This window comes from Paenibacillus sp. Z6-24 (assembly GCF_054161335.1).
Genome location: NZ_CP096398.1, coordinates 4,332,205 through 4,350,288, shown reverse-complemented (window position 1 = coordinate 4,350,288; position 18,084 = coordinate 4,332,205). Strand labels below are relative to the sequence as shown.

General features: G+C 50.1%; 13 protein-coding genes and 1 pseudogene. 7 read left to right on the top strand and 7 right to left on the bottom strand.

Annotated elements, in window-relative coordinates; all coding sequences use genetic code 11:
• Positions 1-6 precede the first annotated feature (6 nt).
• Complete coding sequence (locus M1D61_RS18845) at positions 7-801, bottom strand: hypothetical protein (RefSeq protein ID WP_458120127.1); 795 nt, start codon at positions 799-801, stop codon at positions 7-9.
• A gap of 263 nt (positions 802-1,064) precedes the next feature.
• On the opposite strand from M1D61_RS18845, the gene M1D61_RS18840 reads away from it, so the two are divergent.
• Complete coding sequence (locus M1D61_RS18840; RefSeq protein ID WP_458120126.1) at positions 1,065-1,988, top strand: nucleoside hydrolase; 924 nt, start codon at positions 1,065-1,067, stop codon at positions 1,986-1,988.
• Positions 1,989-2,253: 265 nt separating this feature from the next.
• On the opposite strand, the gene M1D61_RS18835 is transcribed toward M1D61_RS18840, so the two are convergent.
• Entirely contained in the window at positions 2,254-3,231 is a 978-nt protein-coding gene (locus M1D61_RS18835; RefSeq protein ID WP_458120125.1) for an iron-hydroxamate ABC transporter substrate-binding protein, read from the bottom strand.
• A gap of 558 nt (positions 3,232-3,789) precedes the next feature.
• Between M1D61_RS18835 and M1D61_RS18830 the strand changes: the two genes are divergently transcribed.
• Positions 3,790-4,587, top strand: coding sequence for a DeoR/GlpR family DNA-binding transcription regulator (locus M1D61_RS18830; RefSeq protein ID WP_017814577.1), 798 nt, complete (start codon positions 3,790-3,792; stop codon positions 4,585-4,587).
• A gap of 94 nt (positions 4,588-4,681) precedes the next feature.
• On the opposite strand, the pseudogene M1D61_RS18825 reads toward M1D61_RS18830, so the two are convergent.
• A pseudogene (locus M1D61_RS18825) lies at positions 4,682-4,780 on the bottom strand (IS30 family transposase); the annotation flags it as partial.
• Between the two features lie 767 nt (positions 4,781-5,547).
• Here M1D61_RS18825 and ilvA point away from each other — a divergent pair.
• The 4 genes from ilvA (at position 5,548) to M1D61_RS18805 (ending at position 10,710) form a co-directional block, all read left to right on the top strand.
• Positions 5,548-6,819, top strand: coding sequence for a threonine ammonia-lyase IlvA (gene ilvA, locus M1D61_RS18820; protein WP_458120124.1), 1,272 nt, complete (start codon positions 5,548-5,550; stop codon positions 6,817-6,819).
• Positions 6,820-6,970: 151 nt separating this feature from the next.
• A complete protein-coding gene (locus M1D61_RS18815; protein WP_458120123.1) occupies positions 6,971-7,270 on the top strand; it encodes a putative quinol monooxygenase in 300 nt (99 codons plus the stop codon).
• Positions 7,271-7,763: 493 nt separating this feature from the next.
• Positions 7,764-9,917: a S8 family serine peptidase gene (locus M1D61_RS18810; RefSeq protein ID WP_458120122.1), complete on the top strand. Its 2,154-nt coding sequence runs from the start codon at positions 7,764-7,766 to the stop codon at positions 9,915-9,917.
• 145 nt (positions 9,918-10,062) lie between these two features.
• On the top strand, positions 10,063-10,710 hold the full coding sequence (locus M1D61_RS18805) for an S-layer homology domain-containing protein (RefSeq protein WP_458120121.1): 648 nt from the start codon (positions 10,063-10,065) through the stop codon (positions 10,708-10,710).
• A 195-nt stretch (positions 10,711-10,905) separates the two neighbouring features.
• On the opposite strand, the gene M1D61_RS18800 is transcribed toward M1D61_RS18805, so the two are convergent.
• The gene (locus M1D61_RS18800) at positions 10,906-11,865 is read right to left on the bottom strand and encodes a polysaccharide deacetylase family protein (protein ID WP_046216605.1); all 960 of its coding nucleotides are present in this window, start codon (positions 11,863-11,865) and stop codon (positions 10,906-10,908) included.
• A 358-nt stretch (positions 11,866-12,223) separates the two neighbouring features.
• Positions 12,224-15,493: an alpha-mannosidase gene (locus M1D61_RS18795; RefSeq protein WP_458120120.1), complete on the bottom strand. Its 3,270-nt coding sequence runs from the start codon at positions 15,491-15,493 to the stop codon at positions 12,224-12,226.
• Between the two features lie 430 nt (positions 15,494-15,923).
• Between M1D61_RS18795 and M1D61_RS18790 the strand changes: the two genes are divergently transcribed.
• Positions 15,924-16,814 carry a DMT family transporter gene (locus tag M1D61_RS18790; RefSeq protein ID WP_458120119.1) on the top strand — a complete coding sequence of 297 codons (891 nt, stop codon included), beginning with the start codon at positions 15,924-15,926 and terminating at the stop codon, positions 16,812-16,814.
• On the opposite strand, the gene M1D61_RS18785 is transcribed toward M1D61_RS18790, so the two are convergent.
• Both M1D61_RS18785 and M1D61_RS18780 read right to left on the bottom strand, forming a co-directional pair.
• Positions 16,783-17,472, bottom strand: coding sequence for an ArsR/SmtB family transcription factor (locus tag M1D61_RS18785; RefSeq protein WP_458120118.1), 690 nt, complete (start codon positions 17,470-17,472; stop codon positions 16,783-16,785). The genes M1D61_RS18790 and M1D61_RS18785 overlap by 32 nt on opposite strands.
• Positions 17,473-17,535: 63 nt before the next feature.
• Entirely contained in the window at positions 17,536-17,958 is a 423-nt protein-coding gene (locus M1D61_RS18780; protein ID WP_458120117.1) for a VOC family protein, read from the bottom strand.
• Positions 17,959-18,084 lie beyond the last annotated feature (126 nt).

Sequence of the window (18,084 nt, the reverse complement as noted above, 5' to 3'; positions counted from 1 at the left end):
TTATGATTAAAATCGTCCAGTTATAAAGAATGGTGATCTAAATTCATGTACAACTCCTGAATTTGATATACCAGCAACAAGTTCTATTCCCATTTGAGTAAGCAATCCTCCATCTAGAACTTCAACCCATCCTTTATTACTCAAATCAATAAGAATGGTTTTTCCGAATTCTAATCCATATTGAGGTTGTATTTTAGTAGACTGTAGTTGACCACTACCATTAATTCCAGGTCCTTGCTGATTAATGCCTCCTGTTACAGCAGATATTCTACTTCGGTCAGGCGTACCTTCATAACGATAATAAATTTTGTCTAATCCGTAGTATGTGTTACCGTCTTTATTTTTAGCATGATAAAACATTCTAATTGTAACAGTGACATCGGATTTACTATCTTTTTGTGTATCTGACTGATCTTTATTACCTGGTACTGCTGCAGCTGAAATATCTGTCACATATTGCTTCATTAATTCGCCGTTATTTATATTTTTTAATTCTCTGTAAAGATGAGTTTCATTATTTGTAATGTTAGAGATATAGGTAGATTCTGTTGCTGATTCTTCTAATAATGAATTTTTATTAAATGTATTTTGCTGAGTTTTATCAGGGACTAACTGTAATGGACTAGCAACTTTTGAAGAATCACTATTAATATCGTATTGTTTAATAATAGAATATCCATCTGGAATAACATCACTTTCTGGAAATTTATCTGTTTCAGTAGCTGAAACAAGATTTGCTGAAGAAAGAACGATAATACTTGCAACTGTTACACTCAATAACTTTTTTAAGATTAAATTCATAAGCGGATACCTCCATTTATTTTATTTATTTCCAACTATAGGTTACAAAAAGAGATCAACAATTGCAAATTTTCATATGTAATTTTTTTCTTATAAAGGATTTGTATAGTTATAACTTGTAAACTAATGTATGGTGTTAATAATTTTATAAATTATATTAAGAGTATATAAATATAATGTTTGTTAAAAGATATTGTATATTTAAAAGTATAATTAAACTTGAATTTAATATCTTTTATTAGAAAGGAAAGGGAAGAACAATAATGATGAAATTTGTAATTCTGGATGTAGATACAGGTATCGACGATTCCCTCGCGCTGGCGTATGCGGCGCATTCACCCGAGCTGGAGCTGCTCGGCATTACGACTGTATTTGGCAATATCTCGGTTGAGGAAGCGACTCGCAATACGCTCGTTGTACTGGAGCAATTGGATCAAGAGATTCCGGTCTATCCGGGCGAAGCCAAGCCACTGAGCCGCGATTACACCAAGCCTTTTGCCCGTCATATTCATGGAGAGGACGGCATCGGCAACCAGTATCGCCAGCCTGCGCCGCGCCAGCCGGAGCGTATGGAAGCAGCCGAATTTATCGTACAGCAGATCCAGCAGAATCCTGGGCAGGTAACCGTGATCGCGGTAGGCCCGCTGACGAATATTGCACGTGCAATTCAGCAGCAGCCGGACATTGTAGGACAGATCGGTCGTCTGGTCGTTATGGGCGGCGCGGTGACGGTACCGGGCAATGTAACGCCTTTTGCCGAAGCCAATATCTATTCCGATCCGGATGCAGCGGCACTGGTACTTGGATCGGGCATGCCGATCACCCTGGTCGGTCTGGATGTGACAATGCGCACTCTGCTGACCGCCGATCATCTGGAAGAGTGGAGACGCACCAACAGCGAGCTGGCGCTGTTCCTGGCGAATATGACCGACTTTTATATGGAAGCGTACAAAGGCGTCGTCAAAAGCGGCCGCGGCTGCGCACTCCATGATCCGCTCGCGGTCGGCGTGGCGATCGATCCGAATTTTGTCCGTACCGCCTCTTATGCCGTGCAGGTCGAGTGCACCGATCCGGATAGCCTCGGCAAAACGACAGGCATTCACGATACACCTGCTGTACATATTGATGTGGCGCTTGATGTGGATGCAGACCGCTTTCTGGAGCATTTCCTGAGCCGTGTGATTTGACTGCGTTCTGCAAAAGCTGGCTGAATATTATTGAAGCGGCAGCCTTAACAGAGCAACAGCCGTAGTAAAGCAGCGTATCCATAGATATCAATAACGCCCTGATCAATTGCGATCAGGGCGTTATTATTTGTTTTGGCCGTAAATATGGAGAAAATTGCGCATACCATACAGGCTGCTGGAATAGATTGTTACTATATACATGTGGACATGCGTACATATAGAGCAAGATCCAATGAATAGCTGCTTCAGACAGCTATAACCGGGTTTATTTTGCCGGCTGGCTGTTGAGGATCATATCCACGAATAATGGAATTTGCCCTTTGATTGCGATAGGGTCATAGGGATAGAAGGTATTATAATCATTGTAAAAAATATGATTGTTTTTGGCAGCAGGCAGTGAACTCCATACCGGCGACTTTTTCAGTTTGTCCAGTGCTTCGCTTTTGCCTTCGGGATCATAGAACGTCAGGAACATATAATCCGCATCATGTTCCGGCAGGGCTTCCAGCGAAAGCTGGGTTGTCTGCGCATCTTTGGCTATCTTGGCAGGCATCTTCAGCTGCAAAGCATCATATACAGCCTGACCACCGCGTCCGGCATTATCGCCAAAGATCCAGAGTGCATTTTTGTCAGTCAGCTCATACAATCCGACTGTGGTATTGGCGTCTACTACGCCCTTAATTTTCTCGCGTCCGGCAGCAGCGGCTTTGTCATAATCGGCGAGGAACTGCTTGGCCTGCTCGGTGTTGCCTGTCAAATCTCCAAACAGATTTACCGTTTCACGGATATTTTTGGCTGTGCCAAACGGAATATGCACAGTAGGTGCAATTTTGGACAGCGCATCATAATTATCATCGTACATTACGACGATCAGATCCGGGTCAAGCTCAAGAATTTTCTCCATATTCAGCGGAGTGCCTACATCCTGAGCCTTGCGCTCAGCCAGCTTGTCCTTGATAAAAGGATTCTTGAACGCTGTCGGTTCTACACCGATCACATTCGCATCCACAGCCAGCAGTTCACCACCATAGTAGTCGGTGATAATACGCTGAGGCTTGGCCGGAATAGTGATTTTGCCTTTGTCCGTATCGAATTCACGGGTGGTAGAAGCCGTAGTCGCTGCTTCACCGGTCGTGTTGCTTGCCGAAGAGGTGGTGCCTGTGGAACTGCCACCGCATGCGGTAACAATAACCGACAGGGCTAGTGTCAGCGCGAGCAGCAGCGCGGGTTTGTGCTTGAACATAATAACCTCCTGATCTCTAATGGGCCGCTGTCTGAATAGACACGACATATGTAAGATGGTGTGACTTTATGATAATGATAATCATTTTCATATAGAAAGACAAGAGGTATCCCATGAATTATACAAAAGTTGTGCTTTGGGAGAAGAGGCAGCGAGCGTAATGATCCCTTTTATTCAATAACTTCAAAAGAGATAACAACAACAAAATACATTAAATGTAAAAAGTGACACTAAATTGAGATTTCCAATGATTAAATAAGAGAATAAGCCCTTTTTTATTGTGAGTAACTCCTAAATACGGTATATTGAAATATATGAACATTTTGCAGACGCAGGGTCATTAACAGTGCAAACAATAAGCGTTTACATGCGGTTATGATGCCAATTATGCGGATGCAGATGAAGCATTCCGCCAGTGCAATATACTGGCACATCCAAGCGGTTAACTGATTTTATGATCCATGCCCGACAGGTTGGAATACCTAATGATATATGGAAACGGCTACGAAGCTTGCAGATTAGATTGATAATTTATAATAGTAAGGCCAGGTGTACTCAATGAGCAGCAAAAATCCGAGGCGACAAGACGCATTATCCGCAGCACAACGCAAAATGGAAACTCTGCGTATCCTTGAAGCGGAAGGGACAGTCCGGGTATCCGGGCTCAGCCGCCGTTTTAATGTAACTGAAGAGACCATCCGGCGTGATCTGGAACGGCTGGAGCTGGAAGGTATCGTTGTGCGGACTCACGGGGGAGCGGTATTCAATCGCAACCGTGAACAGTATGAATCTCCGGCGATTCAGCGGGAGACCCAGAACATAGAAGAGAAGAAAGCGATCGTAGAACATGCACTGTCCCTGATTCAGCCGGGCGATGTTATCGCACTCGATGCGAGCACCACCTGCCTGCATCTGGTCAAACAGCTGCCCAACCGTCCGCTCACCGTCCTGACCTATTCGCTGGCGATTGCCAATGAGCTGGTACCCAAGACAGAGATTAACGTGATTCTGATCGGCGGTTATCTGGACCGCGATTCCATGGCGAACACAGGCATTCATGCCGAGAAAATGGTGGAGAGCTATCATGTGGACAAGTTCCTGTTCTCCTGCCACGGCTTTGACCTCACCCGCGGATTGACCGAGCCATCCGAAGCGCATGTTCAGCTCAAAAAGAAGATCATCGAGATCTCCGATGAACTGATTCTGCTGACCGACAGCTCCAAGTTCCGCCGCAAATCCCTTGTCCGCTTCATGGGCATGGAAGATCTCAACCGTTTTATTACCGATGACCAGCTGCCCGAAGAAGCGATCCACGAGCTGGAAGAAATGGGCGTCCAGGTCATCGTCGTCGACTAAGCATACCACCGCCGCATTTTCCATTTGCGCGGGTTGAAGGCTCCTTGTATAGGAGCCTTTTGTTGTATGACGGATTGTCAATCCCAATGCAACAGTCATTTTGAAACGATGCGTGTGTCGACTTCCAGCCTAAACATTTGCGAGGCCGGTTGTTAATCAGGTGAAGCGCGTGCTGAAGCTCAGCGTCGGACACGAATCCGGCCATGAGCCTTTCTATATTTCATTCGAGGTGTTGCACTTTATTTTACAATCCGTCAAACAAATAAACTGTGGAGCAGCAATAAGGAATGTACCATTGAGAAAAAGTGAGCAATAATGCAGAAATAGATGGGCAGCAAGCAATGTGGAAATAGGCAAGCAGGTCTAAAATCAATGGAGTATCTCTTTTGCCCGTCTGCATGCCAGGGGACGAACTGCTTCGTGCACTTCGTGCACATGGTTTATGTGGCACAATATTTAAAAAATAGAGAGAAAATTCACTGATCCATAATAATATTCTCAGAGCATGAATGAGATCTCCGCCCTTATCTTTGAACCCAAAGTAAATAGACCCCGCTGAGCGAAGCAAAAGGAATCGTACTGAAGCTCTCCTTTAAGATCGTCTATCCACTGCTGCAAGCAGTTATTCAGGATAGGCGATCTTAACAGAGAGCGGAAGTACGATCCTTTTGTGCAGCGCCTGCTGACCCTTATCCACTTTTTTCAATATACGCAACGCATACATTCCACCCATAACTAGCTATATGCCCACACGCAAAATGCACCGTATCCACAGCAGCACCATTCCCGCCAATGCACAAAGAAGTTTGCCATTTTCATAAAGATACTTGAAAATGAATAAAGTTAGGAGTACTTTAGAAAAATGGCAGGTTAGTGAGAAAGTGAAAGTGAAAGTGAACGAGAACGAGGATCAGACAAGATAACTATTAGACTCAGGCGTCTGGAGTGAGGAGAGAATCGATGAAAGCAACGGATGAATACAATTCGCAGACCGTCGGCATGGAGGATATTATACGTGCCCATCATGTGCTGAGGGATGTGATTGTGCGTACGCCCCTGCAGCGGGATGCGACATTATCGGAAAAATACGGATGCGAAATCTACCTGAAGCGTGAGGATATGCAGGTGGTCCGCTCTTTTAAAATTCGGGGCTCGTACAACCGGATCCGCAGTCTTTCCCCTGAGGAGCTCAGCAAGGGTATTGTATGTGCCAGTGCGGGCAACCATGCGCAGGGATTTGCCTTTTCCTGCAGACATCTGAATATACGCGGCAAAGTCTATATGCCGAGCACCACACCGAATCAAAAGGTGAAAATGGTGAAAAAGTTCGGCGGTACGAATGTGGAAGTCATTCTCGTGGGTGATACATTTGACGATGCCTATGCCGAAGCGATGAAAGTATGTACGGAGCAGGGGATGAGTTTTATTCATCCATTTGATGATCCGCATATTATCGCAGGTAACGGCACGATCGGTATGGAAATTATGGAGAGTCTGGATACACCGGCGGATTATGTATTTGTGACGATTGGCGGCGGGGGTCTTGCGGCTGGTGTCGGAAAGTATATTCATACGATCAGCCCATCGACCCGTATTATTGGAGTCGAGCCGTTGGGTGCGGCTTCGATGAGCGAAGCGATTGCCCGCAATGAAGTCATTACCCTGGACGAGATCGACAAGTTCATCGACGGGGCAGCGGTTAAGCGGGTCGGACAGATGACCTATGATATTTGCCGCGAGGTGCTGGATGATGTGGTCAAAGTGCCGGAAGGCAAAGCCTGCTCCGCGATCCTCGATTTGTACAATGAAAATGCCATCGTCGCCGAGCCGGCAGGAGCACTCCCGGTCGCTGCGCTGGATATGTACCGCGAGCAGATCAAGGGCAAAACGGTCGTCTGCGTCATCAGTGGCGGCAATAACGATATTGACCGGATGCAGGAGATCAAGGAACGCTCCCTGATCTACGAAGGATTGAAATACTACTTTACGATCAAGTTCCCGCAGCGTGCGGGTGCCCTGCGCGAATTCCTGGAAAAGGTACTTGGACCGAATGACGATATCGCCCGTTTTGAATATACCAAGAAGCACAACAAGGAGAACGGCCCGGCACTGGTCGGGATTGAGCTCAGCTCCCCGGATGATTACGGCGCGCTGATCGAGCGGATGGAGAGTCATAATATCCAGTATGTGGAATTGAACCGTGATCCGAATCTGTTTAATCTGCTGATCTGATCGGGATGGTGATGGATATGTCCATCGTTACATTCACATCATAGCTGCGCCAGGAATAAAATAGCTGCTTGGGTTTGGGATTTATCGCATATTAGGGTATACTTATAAAGTAAGCATATTACAGTTCATAACTACTGAGGAGGATATACCTATGTTCATTATTCATGCGAATATGTTGATCAAACCCGAGAAAGTCGATCAGTTCCTGACCGAGATTGATGCACTGGTAACAGCTTCCCAGGCAGAAGAAGGCAATATCAGCTATGTGCTGAAACGGGATGTGAAGCAGTCCAACCTCTTCACTATGGTCGAAGAATGGAAAGATACAGAGGCGATGCAGGAACATAATGCAACTGCACATTTCCAAAAGTTTGTTAAAGACATGCAGGAATTCGCAGCGGCTCCACTGGATGTCAAAGTATTCGAAGCCACAGAAGTGAAGCAGGGTTAATCCCTACGAATCATTATTATGAAATACGGCATCAAGCGGATAGATTCACTCTGTTCCAGCCGCTTGGTATCGACTGCCTGGCTCGCCAGTATGTTCTTATATGTATCCTCCCATTTTTGGGAGGATATTTTTTGTGTTTACTCTACATAATCGCTAACTTTCATCCGATATAATCCACTAAGTTAGCTTGTCGAAACTTTCCGAAATATGATTAAATTCGTTGATTTTATCCTTTCCATCCTCCTGTTTCCCTTCCCTATTCCTGACTATAATCGCAGCCTTTCGTGATGAATCAATACATGCATCCTTATTCGGAAGTTGGCACATTCTGGCTAAGACTATAAGACAGACAGCACAGCTACTTCGTTCGGCGGCCCGCCGGAGTCGAATATATATCGTAATCCTGATGGAGAGCCTGGCAGCTCTCCCGAATGATGAACCGGAAGCCATGAACGAGTCTGAATCTTGTCTGACCAAAGGGAGACCCGCATCTATGAAGAAAATAATGCCCGTATTTACAGCCTCCCTGCTTACACTGTCCTGTGTGCTTGGTACAGGTCTGGTGTATGGGGAAGAGTCCGTCGTTACAGCGTCTGGCCCCGACCAGGAGGTCATCGTTGTCTACAAAAACCAGGAAGGCAAGGAAGCGGTTCTGGAGCAGAGTGTGAAGATCCAGCACGAATTTGCCACCGTTCCTGCCGTGTCGGCTACAGTTAGTCCAGCGGACCTGACAGAGCTTGTACAGGACCCGAATATCGCTTATGTGGAACGCAATGTTCCTTTTACTATTGCGGATGAGCAAGTGATCGCGCAGGCATCAGCCATTAATGTGAACGAACAATCCCGCTGGAACTATCAAGCCCAGCAGCCTAATATCGCCTGGGATAAAGGATACAACGGTACCGGAATCAAGGTGGCAGTCGTCGACTCCGGTATCGCACCCCATCCGGAGCTGACGATTGCCGGCGGCGTATCAACCGTTGATTATACGTCGTCATATACGGATGATAACGGTCATGGTACCCATGTCGGCGGCATTATCGCTGCACGGAACGGAGACGGACAGGTGACCGGTATGGCTCCTGGCGTTCAATTGTACGCAGTCAAGACTATGGGACCGGACGGCAAAGGCAATCTGCAGGATGTACTGGAAGGTGTCGACTGGGCGATCAAGAATGGTATGGACGTGATCAATATGTCGCTCGGTACCGAGTACGATTCCCAGCTGTTGCACAATATGCTGGATCAGGCCTACAATAATGGCATTCTGGTTGTCGCTTCCGCCGGCAACAGCGGTGCAGGTACGGATACGGTCAACTATCCGGCCCAGTACAGCAGTGTTATCGCTGTTGCAGCGGTAGATAGCAATCTGAATCGCGGCAGCTTCTCCTCTACCGGTCCCAAAGTGGAAGTGTCTGCACCGGGTGTGGATATCGTCTCCACTTATCTGAATAACCAGTATGCCATCATGGATGGAACATCTCAGGCAGCACCGCACGTCGCTGCGATGCTGGCTATTCTGAAGCAGCAGTATCCGGGCGCATCCTCAGCTGCGTTGCGCAGCGATCTGCAGAACTATGCAGTCGATCTGGGTCCGACAGGCCGGGATAACCAGTATGGTTACGGCTTTGTGACCTTCAAGCCGCAGGTCGATACGACAGCACCAGGCGAAGTGAAAAATCTGCAGCTGGCTGCCAAAGGGACGGATTATCTAACCTTTAACTGGCAGAACCCGACAGACAGTGACTTTGCTAAAGTCCATGTATATGACGCACAGAACAACCGGGTACAATCCGTGACTGGTAATGTTTATTCAGCAGCCGGATTGACCGCTGATACCAATTATACTTTTACAATGAAGACCGTGGATGTTAAAGGTAATGAATCTTCCGGAGTTACCATCTCCGGACGTACAGCAGCTGTACCGACTACCGAGAGCACACCAGCTCCTGCACCGGCACCAGCTCCTGAAGCGGTAACGCCAGCACCAGCACCTGCCGTATCGGTTCCGTTTGTACCGACTCCACCTCCTAGCGATCAGGTCGCACAAATTCCTGCCGGTGGCGGAGGGGGCGGTGGAGGTGGCGGCGGTGGCGGCGGTATACCGAGACCTGCTGCACCAAAGGCTCAGGATACAGCACCAGCCGCTCCAGCTGTCACTACACCAGCCCAGAAGGCACAGCAGCATCTGGACAATGCCAAGTCTTCCGGTAAGGCATCCGACTTTATGAAAGCCCGCTTTGCCGCGAAGGATATGAACAATGCCGAATTCAACAAACAGCTCAACCAGCTCAAACAAAGTCTGGGCATCAAGGATCTGCCAAGCAAAGCGAATTTGCGTGCATCGGTGCCGGTACGTATCAGCCTGCAGGCTGCACTGAAGAGCTCGACGTACAAATATATCGACAAGTCCTCGATCACTGCCGATAATGTCACCATACTGGATGGCAGCGGTAATGCGGTCAGCAACGTGAATCTGTCCGTGAAGTTCAACCGGATCTTCATCACCGCTGCCAACGGATCGTTCGCAGCGAACCAGACGTATACCGTTATTATTGAGAAAGGGGTCAAAGGCAAATCCAGCGCAGCTGCAGATCAGTCTATTGGTCTGACGAACCCGCTTGTGATGCAGTTTACGACCCGTTAATCACTGCTTTATTCACTATTACCGAATTACCACCGGACCTGTGCCGAGCTGTACTGCCTGCGGGCGGAAGCACCGGGCAGGGCCGGTATCCCATCCCAACCATTTACACATCATGCCGATGTTGAGAATAGAAAGGTGTACAGCCATGAATCTAAAATCATTCACAAGCATGCTGCTCGCGGTCTGTCTGCTGCTGTCCCTGTTCAGTGCAGGTGCATCGCGGACGACGGAAGCGGCGACAGGTCTTCCTTTCTCCGATATTTCCGATAAGTACTGGGCGCTGGAGACGATCCAGTGGGGGTACAGCTCCGGATTGGTCAAAGGCTATCAGGACGGCCAATTCAAGCCGGGCAAGACGGTTACCGAAGCTGAATTTCTCACGATGCTGATCCGCTCCTATGAGCCGGAAGTGACCGCCAGCACCAAGGGAAACTGGGCGGCTCCTTATTATAATCGCGCCAAAGCGCTGAACTACCCGGTTAAAAGCTACACCGCTCTCGCTTCCCGCAATCAGGTGATCACCCGTGCCAAAGTGGCGGAAATGATCGCTGCGGCAGACGGCGTTAACTTCAGCGGCAACAATGCGATCCGTTATCTGCTCGCATTTGGCCTGGCGAACGGCAGTGACTCCAATCAGGTCTCGGTCGCTTCTTTCAAAGGCAGCCAGCCGCTGACCCGTGCTGAGGCCCTGCAGTTTATCAAAAACTTCACCGATTATGGCGCTGGTGCCCTGCTGGATCGTCCGCAGGAAGCCTCGGACCCGACCGATATCCCGCCGGTTGCTGACCGTTAATCGTTGAGCATTTTCTTCTGACCGTTTCAATTTGGAACAGAAGCGATACACCGGATAGAAGAGATGTACTGGATAAGAGATTGGACAAGCTTCTAAACAAGATCGAACCAGGTGAGAATATTTAGATCAAAAAGGACCGGAGATGCGGCGTTTGCCAGCATTCCGGTCCTTTTTGCTTACTTATATGGAGCTCTTTTAGAACGCCACCGGTGCAGAGCCGTCCGGGTCATGCTCCAGATTCAGCAGCTCTCCGATATTGGTGCTCGACACGACGGTCAGTCTTTTCAGCTTGAGCGGGTCATCGCCGGGGCGGACAAAGCCCTGATGCACGGTAAAGGCCATCCGGTAGCCGGACTGCTTGAGCGCGTAGATCATCTGCATCCGGAAGTCGCCGAATGGATAGGCAAAGTACGGCGTATTGATGCCTGCCTGTTCGCGCATGATATGATCATCGGCCATAAACCGATCCGGGTCCATACCGGCAGCATAATCATCTCCGCAGTGCAGAGGTGCCTTGAAATGCAGATCGTACGTATGGCTGTTGTATTCAAATACATCCTCGCTGGCTTTCATTTCTTCGCGGGATACATAGCTGGTGCGCGAAGGATTGAACTTTTGCGTCTTCTCCTGAATCTTGGAGCCGACGACGAACATGGTCGCGTGGAAGCCGTACTTTTTCATAATCGGATACGCATAGATGATGTTGTTCTGATATCCATCATCAAAGCTGATCACGACGGTCTTCTCCGGCAGCGAGATCTGTTCATTCACATACTGCTCCAGCTGCTGCAGGGTAGCGGTATGATAATGATGGTCATGCAGGTATTTCATATCCTGTTCAAACGACTCCAGGTTGATAATGGAGTTGTTGGTCGGTTCGGTATTGAGCTTTTGCGGGACGATATAGTGATACATCAGTACAGGCACTTTGTCGGCGGTGCCTTCCGGTACCACATAATCGGCAGCCAGCGCCACATTGTGGTCATCCAGCTGGTTGTAGTGTTCGTAATAGAACACCTCGTTTTTGGCGGCCACCCAGGAACTGCATATTTTGTGGGCCAATACGGAAGAATGCGGGAAATTCACCCCGAGAACATAGACGACGAGCAGTATCGCCAACACGGCGATGGAGTACTTTTTCCAGGGCTTACGCATACTTGTGAATAAATCTCCTTCGTTTATGGGATGTGCTGGGGAATATCAGCGATATGGTGTGCATCAGACGATGCACCTTATGAACCAAGAGGATGAGCGATTATATGTAGCATCCGTTCTCTATCTTATCGAAAAAAAATAGTGTAAAAGTTACAGCTGGCCAAAAGAATAGTAACAAGTTGAGGGTTGAATTTCGGATAATATGCAGCCATCCCTGTAATGACACGGGATGAGACAGATGTCGAAAATGCGCAAAAAAAGGCATTACCGCCCTCATAAGACAGTAATGCCTGCATGCAAATGCTTGTCAAATGTCATTCATCCTGTGCTGTGGCAGTATGCTTATCCGTACCGGAGATCAGGCTTCCGGCTGCAGCTCAATCTCCAGCGTTCGGATCTCATATGGCTCCAGTACAAAGCGGATCGGCAGTTCGCGCTGGAACTCCTGCTCCGGCTGCTCCATCAGATTGCATTCGCGGTAACCGGCCACAGCGAGTGAACTGTCCAGTGTCAGCGTCTGACGGCTGCCGGAAAAGTCATGCACACGCAGGATGACCCGGTTATGATCCTCAGCCTTTTTGACAGCGGAGATCATCGCCGTATTTCCGGATAGTGTGAACAGGGAAGCCGAACCTGTGCCCATGCTGCCCTCTGTGATGCGAAGCGGGTTGTTTAGCGCCCATGCAGCAGGCACCGTGCCGCCCTGCAGCCAGTCGCCCTGATGGGGCAGCAGGGAGTAGGTGAACTCGTGGTATCCCTGATCCGCCTCGGTATCTGGATGGATCGGGCACTTGATCAGTGACAGGCGCATCACATTGTCCTTGATATCATAGCCGTATTTGCAGTCATTCATCAGGCTGACCCCATAGCCGCGATCCGACAGATCCGCCCACTGGTGACCGACAGATTCGAAGCGTGCGCTATCCCAACCCGTATTCCAGTGGGTCGGGCGTCTGACATTGCCATACTGGATATCATAAGTGGCTTCGGTAGCGCGGATATGCACGGGAAAAGCGACCTTGAGCAGCTGCTGGCGCTCATGCCAGTCTGCCTGTGTCACAAAGTCGATCCGGCGATCCTCCGCATACAGGATCATCTGCTGCGTAATGCTGGATTGTCCGGTCTGCCAGCGGAACTGGACGACGGCGCGCAGCGCATTGCATTCGACCACCTCGGTCTGCACCAGAGACGTAATTTCTTTCATTTTCTCCTGATAAAAGATATCGATATCCCATGCATCAAAATTCAGCGGCTTGTCCTCGAACAGCTGCAGCACATTGCCCTGAGCTCCCGGAGCCAGCACCTCACGCTCGGCCTGCCGGTCATACAGCCGGGTCAGCTGACCCTCCTCGTTCCACTCCATTTCGTACAAAGGAGACGTCGCTCTGTAATCTTCAACGATCAGAGGCAGCCCGGAAGTGGATGCGGTCACTGTGGATATGGTAGAGGCCATGGATGTTGGAGATACCGAGGCTGCCAGGAATGCTTCAGACGATTCGGCAGTGACAGACGGATCAGCGATGGATGGATCAGGTTCATCCGAAGTGTCCAGTGTGATTGTTGTGCAGCCAAGTGCCGGTACACGATCCACCCGGATGATCCACTGATCCTGCTGCTGCACAGCCGTCAGTTCCTGTCCGTCGGCATCTCTCCAGCGGCCTGCCGGAGTCTCTTGCTGTACTGGCAGGGTAATGATCTCGGTACGCGGCCATGGCGAGGAGTTCCAGACGGTATATGATGATCCGGTCAGGGAAGCATCATTCGCCGTCGCTGCCAGTTGCTGACTGCCCTGTTCCCAAATATCACTGCCGATCTGCCAGGCCTGCTCATATTCGATCCTGCTGTCTTCATAGACTTCACGGATCGAGGAGCCGGGGATAATATCGTGGAACTGGTTGCGTAGGATGATTTTCCAGCCTTCATTCAGTTCCTGCTGCGGATAGGCAGACCATTCGCCCGACCGGGCGCTCTGCCAGGTGCGAATCCATTCGGCATCCCGGTACAGCAGTTCCAGCTTGCGGTTCATGCGCTTATTATAGGCCTGACTGGTATACGTTCCCCGGTGATATTCCAGATACAGCTCACCATCCCATGTATGCACATAGCTGTCCGTCTCCGCGACCGTCTGCTGCAGACGGCGGAAGTAGTCACCGGCTGTGCCTGTACGTACGTGGGGCAGGCCGGGAACCCGGTCCAGCCGCCGCCGCATCTCCAGCATCGTGCGATTGACACCGCCTCCGCCATCACCGTAACCATAAGCGACGAGCAGTTCGCGGTTCATTTCCTTGTCCCGGTAGGCTTCCCAGCTGCCCTTGACGGTCTTCGGCACGAGCTGGCCGTTATACGTATAGAACCAGGAGCCCGGTTGAGACCACGGCTCTGTCGTCGTGATGAAATGGGTGAGCACCTCGGAACCGTCGATTCCGCGCCAGCGGAAGGTGTCATGCGGCATCCGGTTGTACTGGTTCCAGCTGATCTTGGTCGTCATAAAGGTATGGATACCGGATTTGTGCAAAATTTGCGGCAGTGCCCAGCTGTAACCGAACACATCCGGCAGCCAGAGATAATCCGATTCTACGCCGAATTCCTGTTTGTAAAAGCGTGTCCCCATCAGCAGCTGCCGGGTCAGCGATTCACCGCTGATCAGATTGCAGTCTGCTTCCAGCCACATCGCACCGCCGGCTTCCCAGCGTCCTTCAGCAATTTTCTCCTTGATCTGTGCATACAGCTCTGGCGCATCCTGCTTGAGGTAGTCATACAGCTGCGGCTGGGTCTGCAAAAAGACATATTCCGGGAAACGTTCCATCAGCCGCATCACGGTGGAGAACGAGCGGATCGCTTTTTCCCGGGTATGCTTCAGCCGCCAGAGCCAGGCGACATCGATATGGGTATGTCCGACAGCCGTCAGCTGAATGGAACTGTGCTTTCCGATCTCTTCCAGCATGGACGTCAGCAGCTGTTCCGCCTGCTGCACACTGTCATAGAACGCCGGAGTGCCTGGTTCGGACCAGTCGATCCGGCGAAAAGCACGGTCTATCGCCCGCAGCAGATCGGCGCGCTCGGACGAATGCTCCTCCAGCACTTCCACCGTCTCCAGAACCGTCAGACCGGTGTAATACAGATTATCCGCGGATTCGTCAAGCCAGCAGATCTCGGCTGTTCGCAGTTCATGCCGCTGTACCCGCGGCTGCCCGCCGCCTTCAAGCCCTGACCACAGGCGAAAAGTTAGCTGATAACTGCGTCCGGCCGCGTCATCAGGCAGGAAGACTTCGATATGATTGGAATCCACTCCCTGATAAGGCTGTCCGTTCAGATACAGCAGCGACTCAAATCCGGAGTTGGTCCCGCCGCCGGTCAGACCAAAATGAAAACGCCCCAGCAGCTGACGTCCCTGCCAGCTCTCCGGAACTTCCGCTTCGGCAGCGAGCCAGATATAACGGTCACGTCCGCTCCAGTGCTCGCCCAGCTCCATCGTCGTCCAGCTTTCGTCCGGCTGCGGCGCAGCGGGATGAATCGCTTCGCCCATATCTTCTTTGGCTGCAAAGGAGGGGATCGGGATCGCTTCACGGTAACGGTAGGCATTCAATTCCTGCAGTCGGGATTTCAGCTTTTGCTCGGTTAAAAACATAGGTTCACTCCTTCAGGGTTGGTAGGTATAGCAGCGAATGTTGAACTTTCTTTTATAGTTATCAAAGGGCAGGCTGCTGCATGGCCAAGCGATGAAAGACCACCAAAATGCTGGATAAAGGCTACAAAAGAGCTAAAGAAAGAGCATGAGAGTAAGGTAGTCGTAATTGGGGTACGATATGAGGGAATGGTCACATATTCAGAGACGGCTGACAATATGTAGCCTATGAGCAGGGGGAATGGAGCTGCATATCTGACATATTTTCCGGGATAATGCGGTTGGCAGTATGTGTGGTCAAAGGGGAAATGACGTATCCATCCGCATAGGACTATCTGCATAATCAACATGTATTCCATATTTCGATGAGCGTTGAACTATTGGGCGTTTATACTGAGTGAGACCAATTCATGATGAACAAAGGAGAATGATAATGAACATGCTCAAATTTATGCCCTTAATCTTGCTGACTACTTTTCTGATGGGATCGTCTTTTGCAATCGGAAAAATGGGGCTCGCGTACGCCTCGCCGCTGATGCTGGCCGGGCTGCGATTTGCGCTGGCGGGAGTGATTATGGCGGTAATCGTCCGGCTGGTACGCCGTCCGCATCCAATACATAAGAAAGAATGGATGAAAATGCTGATTATCGGTGCCCTGCAGACGGCAGGCGTGATGGGATGTATCTTTATCAGCTTGCGTACGATTACGGCGAGCGAGTCGTCGATTCTGACCTTTACCAATCCGCTGCTGGTTGTGGTGCTCGGTACGATATTCGCAGGAATGCGGTACCGCTGGTATCAATGGCTTGGGGTACTGCTGGGCGTAGCGGGCGTGAGTATTACGCTGGGCGCGCAGCTGGAATGGAAAGCAGGAGTAATCTATGGATTGTGTTCGGCGGTCTTCTGGGCGACAGCGACACTGCTCGTCAAGAAATGGGGCAAAGGATTGGATACATGGGTGCTGTCCGCTTATCAGATGCTGGCGGGCGGGGTGCTGCTGCTGATTGCCAGCATGCTGCTGGAAGATCCATTTTTCCATTGGAACGGGGAGTCGATCATCATTCTGCTGTGGCTGAGTCTGTTGTCTTCGATCGTGCAGTTTGCTGGCTGGTATTATGTACTGCAAAAAGGCGACCCGGCGAGAACGAGCGCCTTTTTGTTTCTGGCGCCGTTCTTCGGGGTGCTGACCGGCTGGCTGCTATTGGGAGAGCCGCTGTATCCTTCGCTGATCGGCGGCGGACTGTGCATTATCGCCGGGATCTATCTGGTCAACCGCCAATTCCGGCCGGCCATCAAGGCCAATCCAGATGAAAATGCTGCCTGAATGCCAGGCGACCCTGGTCCGTTACTTTGACAGCGCGGATAGAAGGTACGCGGATGATCCATTCTTTTTGCAGCAGCAGATTCACCAGCTCATGTCCGAGTGCGCCGCCGAGATGATGCCTGCGTTCGCTCCAGTCCAGGCAGGCATGGGCAAAAGCACGGCGCTTGCGGCGCACGAGCGTCAGATTCAGGCCAAGACCAGCGAAAAAGGCTTCGCCTTCAGTGGTGACCTTGAATTCGCCGGACTCGGGCAGCAGATAGCCGGAGCTTACCATCGCCTCGGTCAATTTCACACCGAGCTGCCCGGCCAGATGATCGTAGCAGGTGCGAGCTTCGCGCAGGGACTGTACTTCAGTAGACTGGCGCAGCGAGCGTATCTGCGGCGGGGGCGACAGTGTCAGCATCGTCTCCAGCATCTGCGCCACCTCACGATTCGCTAGCCGGTAATAGCGGTAGCGTCCATGACGCTCAGCCGTAATCCAGCCGCCCTGAACAAGCTTGGACAGATGGAAGCTGGCGGTCTGTGGCGTGACGGATGCCATATAAGCCAGCTCTCCGGCTGTATGAAACCGTCCATCCAGCAGGCCGGTCAGCATAGCGGCGCGGGAAGTCTCCCCGAGCAGGGAGACGACTTCGGCGATATCGGGATTGATGCTCATGATATTCCTCCTCAAATGGCATTCCTATGTAATTGATACTTTGATTGCAGAGAATGTTCCTGATCAACTCATCCGTCTGGCAATGGGATGATCTTCGTTTAATTCCAGCAGATCCCACAGATTGCCGTACAGGTCTTTGAATACAGCGACCATGCCATAATCCTGCTTTTTGGGTTCGCGTACAAACTCGATTCCCCTGGCGACCATTTCGTTATAATCTCTCCAGAAGTCATCCGTATTCAGAAACAGAAATACCCTGCCACCGGTCTGATTACCTATAAATGGCTGTTGTTCGGACTTGGATGCTCTGGCGAGCAGTATGGTCGTGCCTACCGAACCTGGCGGAGAAATCACAACCCAGCGCTTGTCCTGTTCCGGTTGGTAAATATCTTCGACTACCGTGAAATGAAGCTTGTTTGTATAAAAGTCGATCGCTTCGTCGTACTCCTTAACTACCAGTGCAATATGAACGATAGATTGAATCATAAAAGGCTAGCCTCCACGTATTATAATAAATGCTATACTTGCCGGTATTCATAATTTTTACTGCTCGTGATCATAATATAACGGTATTTTTCTTCTCAGTTCATCCCTTCTATAGTAAGTGTAGAC

Coding starts and splice junctions, on each gene's coding strand:
- M1D61_RS18805 (WP_458120121.1), top strand. CDS start 10,063: ATGAATCTAAAATCATTCACAAGCATGCTGCTCGCGGTCTGTCTGCTG.
- M1D61_RS18785 (WP_458120118.1), bottom strand. CDS start 17,472: ATGAGCATCAATCCCGATATCGCCGAAGTCGTCTCCCTGCTCGGGGAG.
- ilvA (WP_458120124.1), top strand. CDS start 5,548: ATGAAAGCAACGGATGAATACAATTCGCAGACCGTCGGCATGGAGGAT.
- M1D61_RS18840 (WP_458120126.1), top strand. CDS start 1,065: ATGATGAAATTTGTAATTCTGGATGTAGATACAGGTATCGACGATTCC.
- M1D61_RS18795 (WP_458120120.1), bottom strand. CDS start 15,493: ATGTTTTTAACCGAGCAAAAGCTGAAATCCCGACTGCAGGAATTGAAT.
- M1D61_RS18790 (WP_458120119.1), top strand. CDS start 15,924: ATGAACATGCTCAAATTTATGCCCTTAATCTTGCTGACTACTTTTCTG.
- M1D61_RS18835 (WP_458120125.1), bottom strand. CDS start 3,231: ATGTTCAAGCACAAACCCGCGCTGCTGCTCGCGCTGACACTAGCCCTG.
- M1D61_RS18830 (WP_017814577.1), top strand. CDS start 3,790: ATGAGCAGCAAAAATCCGAGGCGACAAGACGCATTATCCGCAGCACAA.
- M1D61_RS18810 (WP_458120122.1), top strand. CDS start 7,764: ATGAAGAAAATAATGCCCGTATTTACAGCCTCCCTGCTTACACTGTCC.
- M1D61_RS18815 (WP_458120123.1), top strand. CDS start 6,971: ATGTTCATTATTCATGCGAATATGTTGATCAAACCCGAGAAAGTCGAT.
- M1D61_RS18800 (WP_046216605.1), bottom strand. CDS start 11,865: ATGCGTAAGCCCTGGAAAAAGTACTCCATCGCCGTGTTGGCGATACTG.
- M1D61_RS18780 (WP_458120117.1), bottom strand. CDS start 17,958: ATGATTCAATCTATCGTTCATATTGCACTGGTAGTTAAGGAGTACGAC.
- M1D61_RS18845 (WP_458120127.1), bottom strand. CDS start 801: ATGAATTTAATCTTAAAAAAGTTATTGAGTGTAACAGTTGCAAGTATT.